The 16,343-nt window shown below is 70.1% G+C and carries 16 protein-coding genes, 1 tRNA gene and 1 pseudogene; 12 read left to right on the top strand and 6 right to left on the bottom strand.

The window, feature by feature from the left end; all coding sequences use genetic code 11:
• Nucleotides 1-26 precede the first annotated feature (26 nt).
• The gene (locus tag ACQEVG_RS33505) at nucleotides 27-638 is read right to left on the bottom strand and encodes a CGNR zinc finger domain-containing protein (protein ID WP_432990833.1); all 612 of its coding nucleotides are present in this window, start codon (nucleotides 636-638) and stop codon (nucleotides 27-29) included.
• A gap of 244 nt (nucleotides 639-882) precedes the next feature.
• Between ACQEVG_RS33505 and ACQEVG_RS33500 the strand changes: the two are divergent.
• From ACQEVG_RS33500 to ACQEVG_RS33470, 7 genes and pseudogenes are all read left to right on the top strand, one after another.
• Nucleotides 883-1,101: pseudogene (locus tag ACQEVG_RS33500) on the top strand (helix-turn-helix domain-containing protein); the annotation flags it as partial.
• A gap of 57 nt (nucleotides 1,102-1,158) precedes the next feature.
• Nucleotides 1,159-1,830: a LysR family transcriptional regulator substrate-binding protein gene (locus ACQEVG_RS33495; RefSeq protein WP_432993081.1), complete on the top strand. Its 672-nt coding sequence runs from the start codon at nucleotides 1,159-1,161 to the stop codon at nucleotides 1,828-1,830.
• A gap of 253 nt (nucleotides 1,831-2,083) precedes the next feature.
• Nucleotides 2,084-2,500: a cupin domain-containing protein gene (locus ACQEVG_RS33490; protein WP_432990831.1), complete on the top strand. Its 417-nt coding sequence runs from the start codon at nucleotides 2,084-2,086 to the stop codon at nucleotides 2,498-2,500.
• A gap of 149 nt (nucleotides 2,501-2,649) precedes the next feature.
• On the top strand, nucleotides 2,650-3,168 hold the full coding sequence (locus ACQEVG_RS33485) for a cobalamin B12-binding domain-containing protein (RefSeq protein WP_432990829.1): 519 nt from the start codon (nucleotides 2,650-2,652) through the stop codon (nucleotides 3,166-3,168).
• Nucleotides 3,165-4,454: a methylaspartate mutase gene (locus ACQEVG_RS33480; RefSeq protein WP_432990827.1), complete on the top strand. Its 1,290-nt coding sequence runs from the start codon at nucleotides 3,165-3,167 to the stop codon at nucleotides 4,452-4,454. The genes ACQEVG_RS33485 and ACQEVG_RS33480 overlap by 4 nt, the downstream gene beginning before the upstream one ends.
• Nucleotides 4,455-4,553: 99 nt before the next feature.
• Entirely contained in the window at nucleotides 4,554-6,602 is a 2,049-nt protein-coding gene (locus ACQEVG_RS33475) for an FAD/NAD(P)-binding protein (RefSeq protein WP_432990825.1), read from the top strand.
• A complete protein-coding gene (locus ACQEVG_RS33470) occupies nucleotides 6,599-8,302 on the top strand; it encodes an AMP-binding protein (protein WP_432990823.1) in 1,704 nt (567 codons plus the stop codon). Before ACQEVG_RS33475 ends, ACQEVG_RS33470 begins: the two co-directional genes overlap by 4 nt.
• 127 nt (nucleotides 8,303-8,429) lie before the next feature.
• Here the strand turns inward: ACQEVG_RS33470 and ACQEVG_RS33465 are convergent, their stop codons facing one another.
• The gene (locus tag ACQEVG_RS33465; protein WP_432990821.1) at nucleotides 8,430-9,005 is read right to left on the bottom strand and encodes a CGNR zinc finger domain-containing protein; all 576 of its coding nucleotides are present in this window, start codon (nucleotides 9,003-9,005) and stop codon (nucleotides 8,430-8,432) included.
• Between the two features lie 161 nt (nucleotides 9,006-9,166).
• Between ACQEVG_RS33465 and ACQEVG_RS33460 the strand changes: the two genes are divergently transcribed.
• The 4 genes from ACQEVG_RS33460 to ACQEVG_RS33445 all read left to right on the top strand — a co-directional run bounded on the left by ACQEVG_RS33460 (nucleotide 9,167) and on the right by ACQEVG_RS33445 (nucleotide 12,163).
• Nucleotides 9,167-9,622, top strand: coding sequence for a VOC family protein (locus ACQEVG_RS33460; RefSeq protein ID WP_432990819.1), 456 nt, complete (start codon nucleotides 9,167-9,169; stop codon nucleotides 9,620-9,622).
• Between the two features lie 65 nt (nucleotides 9,623-9,687).
• A complete protein-coding gene (locus ACQEVG_RS33455; protein WP_432990817.1) occupies nucleotides 9,688-10,638 on the top strand; it encodes a pyridoxamine 5'-phosphate oxidase family protein in 951 nt (316 codons plus the stop codon).
• A 95-nt stretch (nucleotides 10,639-10,733) separates the two neighbouring features.
• Nucleotides 10,734-10,931, top strand: coding sequence for a ferredoxin (locus tag ACQEVG_RS33450; protein WP_432990815.1), 198 nt, complete (start codon nucleotides 10,734-10,736; stop codon nucleotides 10,929-10,931).
• On the top strand, nucleotides 10,928-12,163 hold the full coding sequence (locus ACQEVG_RS33445; protein ID WP_432990813.1) for an NAD(P)/FAD-dependent oxidoreductase: 1,236 nt from the start codon (nucleotides 10,928-10,930) through the stop codon (nucleotides 12,161-12,163). Before ACQEVG_RS33450 ends, ACQEVG_RS33445 begins: the two co-directional genes overlap by 4 nt.
• 217 nt (nucleotides 12,164-12,380) lie before the next feature.
• Here the strand turns inward: ACQEVG_RS33445 and ACQEVG_RS33440 are convergent, their stop codons facing one another.
• The 4 genes from ACQEVG_RS33440 to ACQEVG_RS33425 form a co-directional block, all read right to left on the bottom strand.
• Nucleotides 12,381-12,848: a cupin domain-containing protein gene (locus tag ACQEVG_RS33440; RefSeq protein ID WP_432990811.1), complete on the bottom strand. Its 468-nt coding sequence runs from the start codon at nucleotides 12,846-12,848 to the stop codon at nucleotides 12,381-12,383.
• A gap of 382 nt (nucleotides 12,849-13,230) precedes the next feature.
• Nucleotides 13,231-13,929 carry a maltokinase N-terminal cap-like domain-containing protein gene (locus ACQEVG_RS33435; RefSeq protein ID WP_432990809.1) on the bottom strand — a complete coding sequence of 233 codons (699 nt, stop codon included), beginning with the start codon at nucleotides 13,927-13,929 and terminating at the stop codon, nucleotides 13,231-13,233.
• A 190-nt stretch (nucleotides 13,930-14,119) separates the two neighbouring features.
• Nucleotides 14,120-14,193: transfer RNA gene (locus tag ACQEVG_RS33430), tRNA-Pro, on the bottom strand.
• A 118-nt stretch (nucleotides 14,194-14,311) separates the two neighbouring features.
• Nucleotides 14,312-14,815: a winged helix-turn-helix transcriptional regulator gene (locus tag ACQEVG_RS33425; protein ID WP_432990807.1), complete on the bottom strand. Its 504-nt coding sequence runs from the start codon at nucleotides 14,813-14,815 to the stop codon at nucleotides 14,312-14,314.
• 101 nt (nucleotides 14,816-14,916) lie between these two features.
• Between ACQEVG_RS33425 and ACQEVG_RS33420 the strand changes: the two genes are divergently transcribed.
• Nucleotides 14,917-16,341, top strand: a complete 1,425-nt coding sequence (locus ACQEVG_RS33420) for an MFS transporter (RefSeq protein WP_432990805.1) — start codon at nucleotides 14,917-14,919, stop codon at nucleotides 16,339-16,341.
• Nucleotides 16,342-16,343: the final 2 nt, after the last annotated feature.

Genomic DNA, 16,343 nt, shown 5'->3' with positions numbered 1-16,343 from the left:
GCGTTAGAGAGATGACAGGGGGCTCTCTAATGCGTGCGGTGACGACGGGCGTAGTGGCGGGCGACCCGGGCCCGGTTGCCGCAGCCGGTCGAACACCACTCACGCCGGGAGCGCGCGTGGTCGAAGAAGAAGACACAGCCCGGCGCCTGGCAGGCCCGGGGCTCCGTGCCCGACGTGCCGGCGAGCAACCCGATCAGGGCGTGCACGATCTCGGCCTGAACCGCCACGACGGGTGAGGCGGTACATATCTGCAGGGAGGCGGGCCGCCCGTCCTCGCTCCAGCGCAGCAGCGGCCACGGCCTGCCCGTGCTCGACACCCGGTTGACCTGGGCCACGTCCCAGACGTCGGGCACTCGCTGGTGGACATAGGCATCGATCAATCGACGGGCCGTATCACGGAGCATCACGAAGCACTGGACATCTGAGGCGTCAAGGGCGTGCAGGGCACTGTCCGGCAGCTGGGTGGCCAGCCGGCTGCGGCAGGCACCCAGCCACCACGCGAGCTGTTCGGGGGTACCGAGACCGTCCCGGAGCACACCTCGTACGGGAAAGACGGTGTTGGCGAACTCGAGCGGCAGGGGCTCACCGTGGAGCGGAGGGACATCGGCGGGCGCCGGAGTCCGGGCATCGGAAGACATCTCGATCCTCATCCGGTTGGGCAGGGACGGTGGTTTGGGCGGACATGGGCGGGTGCGGTCGGGGCTTGTCGCGGGAGCGGGCCTTATGGCAGGATCAACAACCTAACGCAATACCGCTTTCAGCCCCGTTAGTCTGGCAGCGGTCCGACAGAGGCCCCTTGGGGAGGGAGCCGTCGATGTCGGGGGTGACCGATCCCTGGGCACCGGTCGCGGACGTCTGAATCCGCCGCCGAAATTACCCAGGATGAAAGCGGATCCGTGTTTCTTGGGGGAGAACGTGACGTTAGATATTGCTCTCTATCAACTCAGAACCTTTCGCGAAGTGGCCCGACTGGGAAGCTTCACCAAGGCCGCTCGCAGCCTTGGCTACGCGCAATCCAGCGTGACGTCGCACATTCGAGCGCTGGAGTCCCGAGTGGGCATGCAGCTGGTGCAGCGGTTACCACACGGAGTTCGCCTGACTGCCTCGGGAGAAATTTTTCAAGAATACGCGCAACGAATATTTCACATTGTTGACGAGATGGCCACCGCCCTTAATCCATCGGGCGAGACGGAGGGTCGTACCACGGTCGGCGCCTCAGCACTCCTGCTGGAGACCCGGATCGGTCCGCTGATACGCGACTGCCGCTACCGGTACCCCAAGGTCCAGGTGTCCCCGCGACAGCTGGCGATCAGCCGCGCCCAGGAGGCGGTGCGCGCCGGCGAGGTGGATCTGGCCCTGGTGCACGGCGACTTCGCCTCGGGCGAGCTCTCCGGCGCCGGGATCGCGGTCGAGGAGCTGCCGGACCTCGAGGTGGTGCCGGTCGGCTCGGCGGCCCTTGTCGAGGCATCCGATCTGGCGGCTGCGCTCGCCCCGGTCCGGGTGCTCGCGGTCGATCCCGACTGTGCGTCGCACCAGGTCCTGGTCACCGCCCTGCGTGAGGCGTACGGCATCGAACCGGCGGTCATCGAGGCCGGCTCCATGGGTGGTGCCAGGGAACTCGCGCGCGCCGGCTACGGCATCGCGATGCTCCCCTCCGAGTCGGTCGGGGCCGAAGGTGGCAGTGGCCTCGCGGTGCTGCCGGGGCTGCCCCGCGTCCGGCTCGGTGTACGGGCCCTGTGGGCCGGACGCGAGCTCGCGATGTCGGCGGTCTCCGCGGTGTGCGACGTGGCGACCCGGGTCGGCCGGGAAAAGGTGAGCCAAATGGTCTGACCGGGTCGGCGCCATGACCGGCGGAGAAGGCAGGCGGGACGGAGAGCGGATCAGCCGCTTTCCGGCCGGCCTGCCTTCTCCTTTTTACATTCGGCGCAGAACGGGGCCTGCCCCCATCGGAAACATTGATACCCACCATCGGTGGATGCGCACAACTGCGCCTATCCGGTCGGCATAGCCTTCTCATGGCAAATAAAGAATTAACCGGCGGGTTGGTCGGAGCTCGACACGTCGGCAGACGAGAGGCAAATCAGTGTCCGACATTGCTTACATCCCGAACGCGTTTCGCAGCGGGTTCGAACTCGACAACCTGGACTGGGTGACGTGGGCCGAGCCCGGGCGGGTGGGAGTGGAGCACCACGTTCTGTGGGCACCGGACGAGTCCAAGGACGAGGACTCGGTCGGTCTGCTGCTGCGCTTCCCCCCGGGCGCGCACGGTGACTTCCACGAGCACCTCGGCTACGAGCTGATGCTGGTCCTGGACGGGGTCCTCGACCACAGCGACGGAATCTCCTACGTCAAGGGCGACCTTGTCGTCGAGGGACCGGGCACCGAGCACCAGATGTCGAGCCGCACCGGGTGCACTGTTCTCGCCATCCGCACCCGCCCGGCCGCCGCCCGCACCCCGCAGAAGCCGGTCCGCCCCGTCGGCGTCACCGCCGCCCCCTGACCGGTCGGGACGGGGCGGTCCTCACGCCCTGACCGGCCGCCCCGCCCCGGTCCTCCACCTCCATCCCCATGACGGCCACGCCTCAGTCGGCGTCCCGTCCCTCCGCCATGCCGTCACCCGCGCACCGCGCCGACCGAAAGAGCCGTGTCTTGTCCACGTACCACGTCCAGACCCTCCACAGCCGCCGGCAGGACGCTCCGGAACGGAACAACGCCGAGGGCGCCGCGGAACGCCGCGGCCACCGTGTGCTCGTCTCGAGCGTCTCCTCCGACTCCCACACCTGGAACCTCGTCTTTCTTCAGCTCCTGCTGGAGGAGATGGGCCATGAGGTGACCAACGTCGGGTCGTGCGTGCCCGACGAGCTGCTCATCGAGGAGTGCCGGCGGGTCCGGCCCGAGCTGGTCGTCATCAGCAGTGTCAACGGTCATGGCGCACTCGACGGGGCCCGGGCCGTCCGTCGCCTGCGTGAGCAGGCGGACCTGCGCGATCTGCGCATCGTCATCGGCGGCAAGCTGGGCGTACGGGGCGCCGAAGCGGGCACCTACGGGCCGGAGTTACTTGCCGCCGGGTTCGACGCGGTCTTCGAGGACGCCGCGGGAGTCGCGGAGTTCCGCCAGTACCTCGCCCAGGCCTCCGCACCCGCCATCGCGGCATCGGGTGCCCGATGACCGCGGTGGTCCCGCTGGGCTCGTTCGCGTCCGCGGTCGCCGCCGCCGGCCGGGCCGGGGAGCTGGTCGTACAACCCCGTATGGGCTTCGCCGACCTCCCGCGCATGCGTGACGGGCTGCATGCCGTCAAACAGGCCCGCGCCCGCTCGGTCGGCACCCTCACCATCGACAGCTACACCCGCGTCGGCGACAACGAGTCCGCCCGGCTCGCGCTGGCCGAGGGCACCGACCTGAACGGCTACCCCATCGTCGCCCACGGCGCCGACACCACCCGCGACCTCGTCTCCGGGCTCGTGAAGGACGGCTTCGCGGTCCAGGTACGGCACGGCTCGGCCAATCCGCTCGGCATCATCCGTGCGCTGCTGGACGCCGGGCTCGACGCCACCGAGGGCGGCCCTGTCTCGTACTGCCTCCCGTACAGCAGGACTCCCATCCGGGAATCGGTCGACGCCTGGGCGCGCAGCTGCGAACTGCTGGCCTCCCGCCCGGGCACACACCTGGAGAGCTTCGGCGGCTGCATGCTCGGTCAGCTCTGCCCCCCGAGCCTGCTCGTCGCCCTCTCCGTACTGGAGGGGATCTTCTTCCGGCAACACGGACTGCGCAGCGTCTCCCTCAGTTACGCCCAGCAGACCCACCATGACCAGGACGTGGAAGCCCTGTTGGCGCTCCGCACCCTGGCGGGGGAACACCTCGCCGGACTCGACTGGCACGTGGTGCTCTACACCTACATGGGCGTCTTCCCACGGACCACCGGCGGTGCGCTCAGGCTGCTGCGGGACAGTGCGCGGCTGGCCGCGCTCACCGGAACCGAGCGCATGATCGTGAAGACCCCGGCGGAGGCGCACCGGATCCCCACCATCCAGGACAACATCCATGCCCTGGAGGAAGCCACGCTGGCCGCGGCCGCGCATCGAGGGCGAAGTGCCGTCGCCGGCGAGGAGTACGGAGTCCTGGCCGAGGCCCGGGCGCTCGTCGAGGCGGTCCTGGAGATCCACTCGGACACCGGCCGTGCGCTGACCGAGGCCTTCCGCCGCGGGATCCTCGACGTTCCGTACTGTCTCCACGCCGACAACGCCCAGCGCTCGCGCAGCTATATCGATGCGCGCGGCAGCCTGCAGTGGCACGCCACCGGTGCGATGCCGATCCGTGCCTCGCCCGCGCCGGGCCGCGACCGGCTCAGGGCCGACGACCTGCTCGGCATGCTGTCGCACACTCAGGAGGCCTTCGACCGGGCCGCCCTGACCGAGAACGGTGAGCACGGCGGCAGCGCCGCGCTGTCCATGTGACTTCGCCTGCGGCGTACGCCCGCCTTCTCGCGTGTTCCCGCTCCGTTCCCGCGCCCCTCCCGCCTCCCGGCGTTCCTCCACACCACCTAGGAAGCTCCTGTGCCCGGACACATATCCGATACGCGTCCACTCGTCATCGCCATCATCGGCAGCGGCCCGCGTGGCATCTCCGTCCTGGAGCGGCTCGCCGTCCGGGCGACCGCCGAGGCCGAAGGGACGGCCGACGGCAGCTCGCCGCGGCCGGTGCGGATCCATCTCATCGACGCGACAGAGGTCGGCGCAGGCCGGGTGTGGCGCACCGACCAGGACGACTGGTTCACCATGAACACGGTCGTCAGCCAGGTGACGATGTACTCGGGCGACCCCGACGGCGGTCCCGCCCGCCCCGGTGCCGGTCCCTCGCTCGGCCAGTGGATCGCCGAGCGCGCCCGGCTGGGCGAGGAGCCGCTGGGCCCCGACGACTACGCGCCGCGCGTCCGGTACGGCCAGTATCTCGCCGATGTCCACCGGACCATCGTCCGCAGTCTGCCGGACCATGTCGAACTCGTGCCCGTGACCGGCCGGGTGACCGCGCTGCGTACCGGCGCGGACAGCGGCTATCTGCTCAGCCTCGACACTGCCCCGCATCTGCTGGAGGCCGACCGGGTCGTCCTTGCCACCGGCCATCCGTTCAACGCCCCGGACGACTTCGAGCGCGAGATGCTCGACTTCGCGGCGCGCACGCCGGGCACCCGCTATCTGTGCGGCGACTCGGCGGCCGACATGCCGCTCGGGGAGGAGGCGATCCCGGCCGGCAGCGCGGTGGGAATCCGGGGCATCGGGCTCTCCTTCTACGACGTAATGCTCTCGCTGACCGTGGGCCGCGGCGGCGATTTCCACATCCGTGCGGACGGCACGCTGGCGTACCGGCCCAGCGGCCGGGAACCGAGGATCGTCGCCGGTTCGCGCAGCGGACTGCCGATCCCGGCCCGGGGCCGCAACCAGAAGGAGCCTTCCTTCAGCCACAAGGCCCTGTTCCTCACCCGCGACGCACTGCTCACCGCACGCGCCGCACGCCGTGCCGGGGGCGGCACCGGACAGCTGGACTTCGCCGAGGACGTACTGCCCCTGCTGCTCCACGAAGTCGAGCACATCTACTACGTCACACATGTCAGGATCGCCCAGGGGCCAGCGGTCGCGGACGCCTTCGCCGAGGCGCACGCCGCCGCGCTGCGTGCCGGGCAGGACCGCCGACCGCTGCTCGCCGGGGCGGGGCTGGCCGACGTACCGCCCATCGATCTCGACGCTCTCGCCCGCCCGTTCGGTGATGAGCGCTTCGACTCCCCGGAGGAATTCCGCGAGCGCCTGCTCAAGGTGATGGACGAGGATCTGGCGGCGGCCGCGCTCGGCACTCTGGACGGTCCTCTCAAGTCCGCTCTGGATGTCCTGCGGGACATCCGCAATGTGGTCCGTGAGGCGGTCGACTTCGGCGGGCTGCTGCCCGAGTCGCACACCGGGTTCTTCCACCGCCGCTTCCTGCCGGTCAACGCCCTGCTGTCGGCCGGACCCCCGATGTACCGGGTCGAACAGCTCGGGGCGCTCATCCGGCAGGGCGTGGTGGAGGTGGCGGGCCCCGGGAGCCGCTTCGGTGCCGATGAGGCGGCGGGTGGCTTCCGGGTGAGCTCGCCGCAGGTGGCGGGGTCCGGGCGGCTGGTGCACACCCTGATCGACGCCCGGATCCCCACCCCGGATCTGCGCCGTGACACCTCGCCGCTGACCCGTCAGCTCATCGAGGGAGGCATGGTCCGCGAGTATGTGATCGAGGGGCCGGCGGGGAGCGAGTACGTCACCGGCGGCCTCGAGGTGACGGACAGTCCGTTCCATGTGGTGGACGCGGAAGGTGTGCCGCAGCAGGATCTGTACGCCATCGGGATCCCGACCGAGCACACCCGCTGGTTCACCCAGGTCGGCAGCAGCCGTCCCGGCGTCAGCACGCTCTTCTACCGGGACGCCGACGCCATCGCGACGGACGCCCTGCGTCCGGTCGACACCCTGGCCGGCAGTGGGGACGGCGGCCCTGTGCGCCCGGTGGCCGAACCGGTGTTCATCCGGAGCGGGGCCGGCGGCGGCCCCGACGTGGTCCCGGCCCGCCAGGGAGGTGCGGCATGAACCGGCCGTCCGCGACCGAGGAGTTTCTGGCAGCCAGGGACGTCCTGTTGCTCCACCGGGCCGATCTCGCCAAGGCGACCGCGGAGTTCCGCTGGCCGCGTCCGGCGGAGTTCAACTGGGCCCTCGACTGGTTCGACACCGTGGCCGCCCGGCACGACGGGACCGCCCTGCGCATCGTCGGTGACGGTGGTCCGGCCACCGACCGGCTGCTGACCTTCGATGCGCTGGCCCGGCGGTCCGCGCAGGTCGCCAACTGGCTGCGTACTCTCGGGGTGCGCCGCGGCGACCCGTTGCTGCTGATGCTCGGCAACCGGGCGGAGGTGTGGGAGACGATGCTCGCCGCCATCAAGCTCGGCCTGATCGTCATCCCCACCTACACGACGGCGACCCCGGCGGAGCTGGCGGACCGGCTGAGCCGGGGAGGCGTACGGTACGTCGTCGCCGAGGCGGAGCTGACCGGCCGGTTCGAGGAGGTCCAGGGCGAGGAACCCCGCCAGTGGTCCGGCATCAGTGTGGGCGGCGAGACCGAGGGCTGGCTGCCGTACGAGCTGTCCACGGGCGCCGCCACCGCCTTCACCCCCGACGGCCCGACGCGCGCGGACGACCCGCTGTTCCGCTACTTCACCTCGGGTACGACGTCGAAGCCCAAGATGGTGGAGCACACCCACGTCAGCTATCCGGTCGGCCATCTCTCCGGCATGTACTGGAACGGCGTCAGGCCGGGCGATGTGCACCTCAACATATCCGCCCCCGGCTGGGCGAAGCACTCCTGGAGCTCGTTCTTCGTCCCCTGGAACGCGGAGGCGACGGTCGTCGCCCTCGATGCCTCGCGCAGCACCCCGGCGGACGTCCTGGACATCCTCCACAGCCGGAAGATCTCTTCCTTCTGCGCACCCCCGACGGTCTGGCGCGGCCTGGCGGCACACGGTCTCGGGCCCCGGCCGCCCGCCCTCAGAGAGGCCGTCGCGGCCGGCGAGCCCCTGGAGCCGTCACTGATCGAACTGGTCGCGCGGGACTGGGGTGTCGATCTGCGCGACGGGTACGGACAGACCGAGACCACGGGTCAGATCGGCAACCCGCCCGGCCGCACCCCCGTTCCCGGCAGCATGGGCTTCCCGCTGCCCGGCCACAGGGTGGTGCTGCTCGACCCGGAGACGGGCCAGGAGGTCCCTGAGGGCAAGCCGGGAGAGATCTGCCTGGATCTGACCGATCCTCCACTCGGTCTGATGCGGGGCTACGTCGGCGACGAGCACCGTACGGCGAAGGCGCTGGCGGGCGGCTACTACCACACCGGCGATCTCGCGATCCGCACCCCCGACGGCGCTCTCACGTATCTGGCCCGCGCCGACGACATGTTCAAGGCGTTCGACCACCGCATCTCGCCACGCGAGCTGGAGGATGTGCTGTTGCGTGATGCGGCGGTGGCCGACGCCGCGGTCGTTCCGGTGCCCGATCCGGTCGGCCTGTGGGCGCCCAAGGCGTATGTGGTCAACGCGCCGGAGCACCCTGCGGGGCCAGGGACCGCGCAGCGGATCCTGGAGCGGGTGCGCGCCGAGTTGCCGCCCGAGAAGTGGGTCAGGGTCCTGGAGTTCATCCCGTCCCTGCCGCGCACCACCTCGGGCAAGATCCGCCGTGCCGAGCTGAGGGACCGTGGCACGGAAGGCGTCGAGTACCACATCGACGCTCCGGCACAGGACTGACGCGCGCCCTCAGTCGAAAAGATCGAAGGGCCCGGGTCTCGGCTTTCGCCGAGGCCCGGGCCCTTCGCCGTGCCGTGGCCGGTCGCCGCCGTGCCCACCGCCGTCGCGGTCCGGCGGGCCGCTCAGGTCAGCCCTGTTGGTGGCGAGCGTGATGCCGCTGCGCCTTGGCGCGGTTGCCGCAGCCGGCCATCGAACACCAGCGCCGGGTCCCGTTCTTGGACACGTCGTAGAAGTGCAGGACGCACTCCTGGTTCGCGCAGGGGCGGATGCGCTCCGGGCGTTCGGTGAGCAGCCGCAGATAGTCCGCGGCCGCCGACCAGGCGGGCAGCCAGGACGGGGCGTCGACCTCGACGACGAGGTCCGGCCCGTCGGGGCGCAGCACATGACGGACCCGGCCGTGCGCGAGTACCGCGTTGACAGCCGCCACAGCGCCTGCGGTCGGCCGCGCCGGGTTCGCGATGACCTCGTCGAGAGCGGAGCGGGCCTGAAGGAGTTGCTCCAGCGTGTCGCGGTCGGCCGGCACGGGGCCGGCGTCGCCGAGGGCCTGGCGCACCAACGGGCTGCCCAGCCATACGGCCAGTCCGTCGAGGGAATCCAACAGGTCGTGGCGGCCCTCTCCGTCGATCCAGCGGGTGTTGAGCAGGTCGACGGCAAGGGGCTCACCGGTCAGTGGTCGGGGGTCGGCCTCGGTGGGTGACGGCACGGTTCAGGTCCTTCCTTCGCACGGCAGGCGGGATCACAACCACCACGATAACCGGTCATTTCTTGATCAGCGGTTGACGGTCCGGCCGATTAACCACTAAATTCAGTTTCACCGGTTACGGGAACGACTCGTAGCCCCTGATCGAAGGCATGTGATTGACCATGAGCAAGGCGAAGAACCTGCAGACCGGTCACGTCGGACTGAACGTCACCGACCTGGATCGCTCGCTCGCCTTCTACCGCGAGGTCTTCGACTTCGAAGTGATGGCGGAGGGCAAGGATGACGACCGCCGCTGGGCCTTCCTCGGCCGCGGCAGTCGGCTGCTCGTGACGCTCTGGCAGCAGAGCGAGGGCGCCTTCGCCACCGACCGGCCCGGCCTGCACCACCTGTCCTTCCAGGTGGACACCATCGAAGAGGTCAGGGCCACCGAAGAGGTGCTGCGCGAGCTCGGCGCCGAGTTCAACTACCAGGGCGTCGTCCCGCACGGCGAGAACGGCGCCTCCGGCGGCATCTTCTTCGCCGACCCCGACGGCACCCGGCTGGAGATCTACGCGCCCACCGGGGCCGACCCGGCCGATGCCCCGACCACCGGCGCGCCCACCTGCGGCTTCTTCTAGGCAGCCCGGGCCGCCCCATCGGTCGCATCGCACAGTTCGGAAAGCAAGCCCGGAAAGGACATGCCGTGGCCACGTATCACAGCGGCGAAATGGCGGTACAGGAGCGTGCCGGCCTCGCCACCCAGGCGAGCTACTCGCGCGGCGGCATCGGCGAGACCGTCCCGCCCGTGGCGGAGGAGTTCCTTGCCGAACAGCCGATGATCGTATTGGGCGGCGCCGACACCACGGGCCGCGTCTGGGCCACCCAGCTGACGGGGGCACCCGGGTTTCTCCGGGTGCCCGACCCCCGCACCCTCGCCATCGACGTTCTCCCCCTGCCGGAGGACCCGCTCGCCGAAACCCTGGGCGTGGCGTCGCCCGCCGGGGGTACCGGCACGGGTGGGCCGGCCCGTATCGGAATGATCGCCATCGAGCCCGCCACCCGGCGCCGGATGCGGATCAACGGCCGGGCCCACCGGGACGGCGACGGCCTGCGCGTCAACCTCGACCAGGTCATCTCCAACTGCCCCAAGTACCTGCAGAAGCGGGACTACCGCACCATCGCGGCAAGCGAGAACGCGGCCTCGGCCGCGGCCCGCACCGTCACCAGCGGCGCCGCGCTCACCACCGCCCAGCAGCTGGCAGTGAGCACGGCGGACACTTTCTTCATCGCCACGGCCTCCGACCGCGGCGACGCGGACGCCTCGCACCGCGGCGGCAACCCAGGCTTCGTACGGGTCCTGTCCCCGACCCTGCTGCGCTGGCCCGACTACATCGGGAACGCCATGTTCCTGACCCTCGGCAATCTGCTGCTCAACCCGGCCGCAGGAATCCTGGTCCCGGACTGGGAGACAGGCTCCGCCCTTCATCTGTCCGGCACCGCACGGACCGTGTGGGACGCGGATGAGATCGCCCGGGTCCCGGGCGCGCAGCGGCTGGTCGAGTTCTCCGTCGAAGCCGTGCGCGAGATCTCCGCGGCATCGCCCCTGCGTTGGACGGACCCCGGCTACTCGCGCTTCAACCCTCCGGTCGGCTGACACGCGCAGCCGTACCCCCACCCCCCCGCCCCCGGCCGCGCCGTCCTCCGGGACTCGCGGCCGGGGACGAACCCTGACCCGCAACGGAGCCAGCCATGCAGATCACCGTGGACATGAATCTCTGCGAGAGCCACGGGCAGTGCGTTTTCGCGGCGCCCGAGATCTTCTCCTTCGACGACGACGAGTACCTCGTCTATGACGCCGCCCCCTCCCACGCGTCGCGCGACCGGGTCGAGAAGGCCGCGGCCGTCTGCCCCGTACGCGCGATCACTGTCTCTCCGGCCGCGCCGTGACGGACAACGACCGCCGCAAACTGGTGATCGTGGGCGCCTCGCTCGCCGGACTGCGGGCGGCCGAGGTGCTGCGCGCCGAGGGTTTCGCCGGGAGCCTGACCATCGTCGGCGACGAACCGCATCTCCCCTACGACCGGCCGCCGCTGTCGAAGCAGGTGCTGACCTCGGAAGGCCGGCCCGCCGGCACCGAACTGCCGCTGCCTGAAGGGCTGGAGGCCCGATGGCAGCTCGGCCGGGCGGCGGTCGGCCTCAATCCGGAAACGAGGACGGTCACCCTCGCTGACGGCGCCCTCATTGCGTACGACGGACTGCTCATCGCCACGGGATCGGCCGCCCGCGGCAGGCCGGCCGGCCTGCCCGCGCCGCCTCGCGGTGTGATGACGCTCCGGGGCTGGGACGACGCGCTCGCCCTGCGGGCGGCACTCGTGCCGGGACGGCGGCTCGTCGTCATCGGTGCGGGCTTCCTCGGCGGCGAGATCGCGGCCGCCGCCCGCGCTCGCGGGCTCGATGTCACGCTGGTCGAAGCCGCCGCCCAGCCCCTGGAACGGGCCATCGGCGCCACGGCGGGCGCGTACATCGCCGCACTGCACCGCGAGGCGGGCATCGATCTGCGGACCGGCACCACGGTCACGGACTTCCACGCCGCGGCCGACGGCCGGCTCACCGGTGTCCGGCTCTCCGACGGCTCCGGCCTCCCTGTCGATACGGCGGTGCTGGCGCTCGGCGCGGTCCCCTCGACCGGCTGGCTGGCCGGCTCCGGCCTGGCCCTCGACGGCGGTGTCCATTGCGACCGGTATCTGCGGGCCCTGCGCGCCGACGGCTCGGTCGTACCCGGTGTGGTCGCCGCGGGTGACGTCGCCCGGGTGCCGCACCGGCTGGCCGATGGGGAGCGGCTGGCTCTCGGCCACTGGACCAACGCCGTGGAGCAGGGCACCACCGCCGCACACACGCTGCTCGCTCCGGACGCACCTGAGCCGTTCGCCGGTGTTCCGTCCTTCTGGTCGGACCTGCACGGCGCCAGAATCCGCTCGGTGGGCCTGCCCGCCGCCGCGGACGAGGCACGGGTCGTCGAACACGACCTGGCGGGACGCCGCCTGGAGATGAGCTACCACCGGGCGGGGAGGCTGATCGGAGCCCTGACCATCGGCCGGACGGGCCGATTGGCGGCCTATCGCAACGCACTCCATGAGCAAGCACCACTGCCGGAAGCGGGGCCGAGGGCGGCCGCCTGAAGGAGCCGTGGGCCCGTACCCTCTCCCCCGGGGTACGGGTCCACTCCGCGTTCTCCGAATTGTTCTCCGAATTGTTCTCCGAATTCTCGACATTCTTTACCTTCTCCGTGCCGGCGACGTAAATTCCGCCGGATAATTCCCCGGAAAATCCGCTACCCGGAAAAGCAGAAAAGGTTCCGCCCCGTCCTGCGGACGGGGCGGAACCGGATCACCAAAATCAGTCGAAGTTGCAGTACCTCGGAGCCTCCCGCTCATAACGCAGCGGGGTTCCCTTGGGCTTGAGGTACGTGAGGTGCAGCTCGATGGGCTCGGTGCCCTCGTTCACCCCATTCAGGGGAACATTCCCCTGCTTGATGAAGGAGGTGCCCTGCGGGAAGACTTCCTCGGTGCAGTCGGCGTTCCTGCGGACGATGGTGCCCTTCTGCACGGTGAGGACCACCAGACCGGGGTGCACATGCCAGCCGGTGTCCCCGCCGGGCTTGATCGTCAGGGTCTGCTCGACGACATCCGTGACATTCCTGACCCGCAGGTCATGGGGCTTGATGAACTTGCCCTCGGCCGTGGTGACGGCGGTCAGATCGTGCGCCGGGCTCGCCGTGGCGACCCCGCCGATTCCGGCCAGGGCGGCCGCTACGGCGACGGCCGTCAGTGTCTTGCCCCGACGCGACAGATTAATGGACTTCATTTCCCGTTCCCCTCCGATGCACCCGCCCTGCGGATGCCGCCGACCAATTCCTACGGGAGAAATTCTAGAAAAGAATTCCCACCCCATACAAGGCCTGGCCCCATTCGCCTATCCGATGAGGTAATTCAAAAATCGAATACCGCAGGAGAACATCCGAGGCCGACACAAAAGGGAGGATAGGATCGATTCGGGCCCCAGGCTTCCGGCAGACAAAAAACCCAGAATTGAGAGAACGGACCACGACCACGAAGAGCTGGTCGGGACGACAGGATTTGATTGCTTGCCGTCCGGCATCGCGCACCGCAGGTGGCCGGACGGGGCATGGTGCGAAAGCGCCGGTCACAGTCCCTTGTCGGGGACTGTGACCAGCACTGCGGCTTCGTCAGTGCGAGGCGTCGCAGAGGACCACGAAGGGGCCGCGGCTCTCGTCTCCGTCCGGCAAGCGCCAGCCGGCTGTGATGTATCCCCGGGCCTCTGCCGCATTGGTGCCGGTGGCCTGCTGGTCGGGGCGCAGGACGCGCGTCACTCTGAGGGTCGGATGTCCCGCCGACTCGCCGTGTGGCTCGGCGCCCGCCGTGGTTTCCACCACAACGTCGGTGCCGTACTGCCCGTCGACGACGGCCGTCGACGCGACCACGGTCGAGAAGCCGACTCCGGTGAAGTAACGGGTGACGGAGGGGTCGGGGGCGTTGGTCGCGCTCTGGGCCTGCGGCTCCGCGCGGCCCTGGAGGAGGGCGAGCAGTTGAGCGACGAGAACCGGGTCGTGGGTCCCGTCGTACACCCATCGCCGTCCCAATACGCCGTGCTCGGACGTGCCGATGAGGCCCTGATCGGCTCCGCCGAGTGGTGCCCCGCGGTAACTGAGCGGTAGGTGGTACGAGACCGGTCGGTCGCCGGACCTGTCCGTGACCACCATGAACTCGATGCCCACCTCCCCTTGCGGGTCATCGAGCCGGAAGCCACCGGCCTTGGTCAGTTCCGGCTCACGCGCCGTGCCGATGTACCACGGCCGCGTGGGAAGCCAGGCCGCAAGAAGCTCCAGCTTGCCGGGGGTCATTGTGGTGTTGTGGATGACAGCCATACCCCGTGAACTTCTTCCGTAGGCGTGCGGTTCCCCTTCCGCCGTCGCGTCCGCCCGCCGTAGCCCCGGAAGGCCTGCGTGGAACTCCCGGCCGTGGGCGAGCAGTTGGCGGCCCGTCCGGCCCCCAGAAACGATCATGAGGCCGTGCCGGACTCCTCCGACACGGCCTCAGACCTACGACTTCGAAAAGTCGGGACGACAGGATTTGAACCTGCGACCCCTTGACCCCCAGTCAAGTGCGCTACCAAGCTGCGCCACGTCCCGATGCGCTTCCCTCCGGTTTCCCGGCCGAGCACGCAAGAGAACAGTACCTCACCCCATGCAGCCGCCGGTCACAGCGCCGGGCACCGTCGCGGCCCCACGTCGATCTGCTCGCAGCGGCCTACGACTCGACGGGGCCCGACGAATTCCAGCCCGGCGCAGTCACCTTCAGCCGCAGATCCTCGGGAACGACTTCCTTCCCGCAGTGCCTGCAGCTGTGGACCAGGTCGAGTTCCTCGCCGCACGAGTGACCGAACACCGCGGGCGGCTCCGGGACGAGCCATCGGTCGCCCCATTCGCGCAGCGTGGTCAGCACGACCAGCAGGTCCCGCCCTGCCTCGGTCAGGTGGTACTCGAAGCGGGGCGGGTGCTCGCTGTACTGCCGCCGGGTCAGCACGCCGATCGACTCCAGATGACGCAGGCGCGCGGTGAGGACGTCTCGGGGAGCGCCGGTGTTCCGGGCGATCGCGGCGAAGCGGCGATTGCCGAAGCTGATCTCCCTGACCGCCAGCAGTGACCATTTCTCGCCGATGGCCTGGAGCGATGCCGCGATCGAGCACGGTCTGCCGCGGGAGTCCAGGGGCCGGGTGGGGAGCGTGCCGTCCTCCGTGGTGCGTGCCTTCATGCTCACTAGGTTGCCACATCCAACTCACTCCCTCTAGCATCCCGACCCGAGCGGTCAGTTTGATTTTCAAACCATCCATCGCAACCGAACGGAGCAACTGAGTGAAAGACACGCACCAGGCCTCCCCCGTCCAGGACGAGGCGTCAGGCGCCGGCTTCCGTCTCGTCTTCGCCGTCGTCGCCGCAGGCGTCGCCATGTCGAACCTCGACCTCTTCGTCGTCAATGTGGCGATCCCCAACATCAGCAACCACTTCCACGATTCCTCGCTGTCCTCGCTGTCCTGGGTGCTCAACGCGTACGCCGTGGTCTTCGCCGCGCTGCTCGTCCCCGCGGGCAGCTTCGCCGACCGCGCCCGGCCCCGCCGCGCGTATCTGCTCGGCGTCTGCCTCTTCACGCTGGCCTCGGTGCTGTGCGCTCTCGCGCCGAGCGTGTGGCTCCTGGTGGCGGCGCGGGTCGCCCAGGCGGCGGGGGCCGCACTGCTGATCCCGGCCTCGCTGGGGATTCTGCTGGCCGCCGCCCCGCCCGAGCGGCGCGGCACGGCGGTACGCGACTGGGCCGCCCTCAGCGGACTCGCCGCCGCGCTCGGCCCGGTCATCGGCGGGGCGCTCGCGCAGGCCGACTGGCGCTGGATCTTCCTGATCAATCTGCCGGTCGGCATCGCCACGGTCATCGTGGGCCGGCGTGCGATCGCGGCCGGAGTACGGCAAAGGACGGGCGGCCGCGGTGATCTGATCGGTGCGGCACTCCTCACCGCCGGAATCGGCGCGGTCGCGCTCGGCCTGGTCAAAGCCCCTGACTGGGGCTGGACTTCGGGCTCCGTGGCGATCACGCTGACGGCGGCCGCCCTGCTGCTCGCCCTGTTCGTGTGGCGCTCGGCGAAGCACCCGGCGCCGGTTCTCCCGCTGCAACTGCTGCGGCTGCCCGCCATGGGTCCCGCTCTGCTGGCGAACCTTCTCTTCGCTGTGGCCTTCAGCGCGATGCTGCTCTCGGTGGCGCTGTGGTGCCAGAACGTCTGGCACTTCTCCGCGCTGCAGACCGGTCTGGCGATCAGCCCCGGCCCGCTGATGGTGCCGCTGCTGTCCAGATATGCGGGCATGCTGGTCCAGCGTCTGGGTGCGGCCGCCGTGGCCGCCGCCGGCTGTGTGCTGTTCGCGGTCGGCCTGCTCTGGTGGACCACGGCCCTGGGCATTGAGGACCACGACTATGTATTCGGGCTGCTGCCCGGCATGGTGCTCACCGGCGTCGGCGTGTGCCTCACCCTGCCCACGCTGGTTGGCACGGCCGTCACCAGGGTGCCGCCGGCGAACTTCTCCACGGGTTCGGGTGTGGTGACCATGGCCCGCCAGACCGGCGGTGTGGTGGGCGTCGCGAGCCTCGTCGCCGTGCTCGGCAAGCCGCACGCCGCGGCCGCGATGGACGCCTTCCGCCATGGCTGGATCTTCACCCTGGTGGCCGCGGTCGCGGCCGCGGCGGCCTGCGCTCTGCTGCTGCCCCACACGAGGCCCGCCGACCGGGCCGCCGCCTGACG

The sequence above is a fragment of the Streptomyces sp. CA-135486 genome (assembly GCF_050936555.1).
Lineage (GTDB): Bacteria > Actinomycetota > Actinomycetes > Streptomycetales > Streptomycetaceae > Streptomyces.
This window is presented reverse-complemented; position numbering and strand designations above follow the sequence as displayed.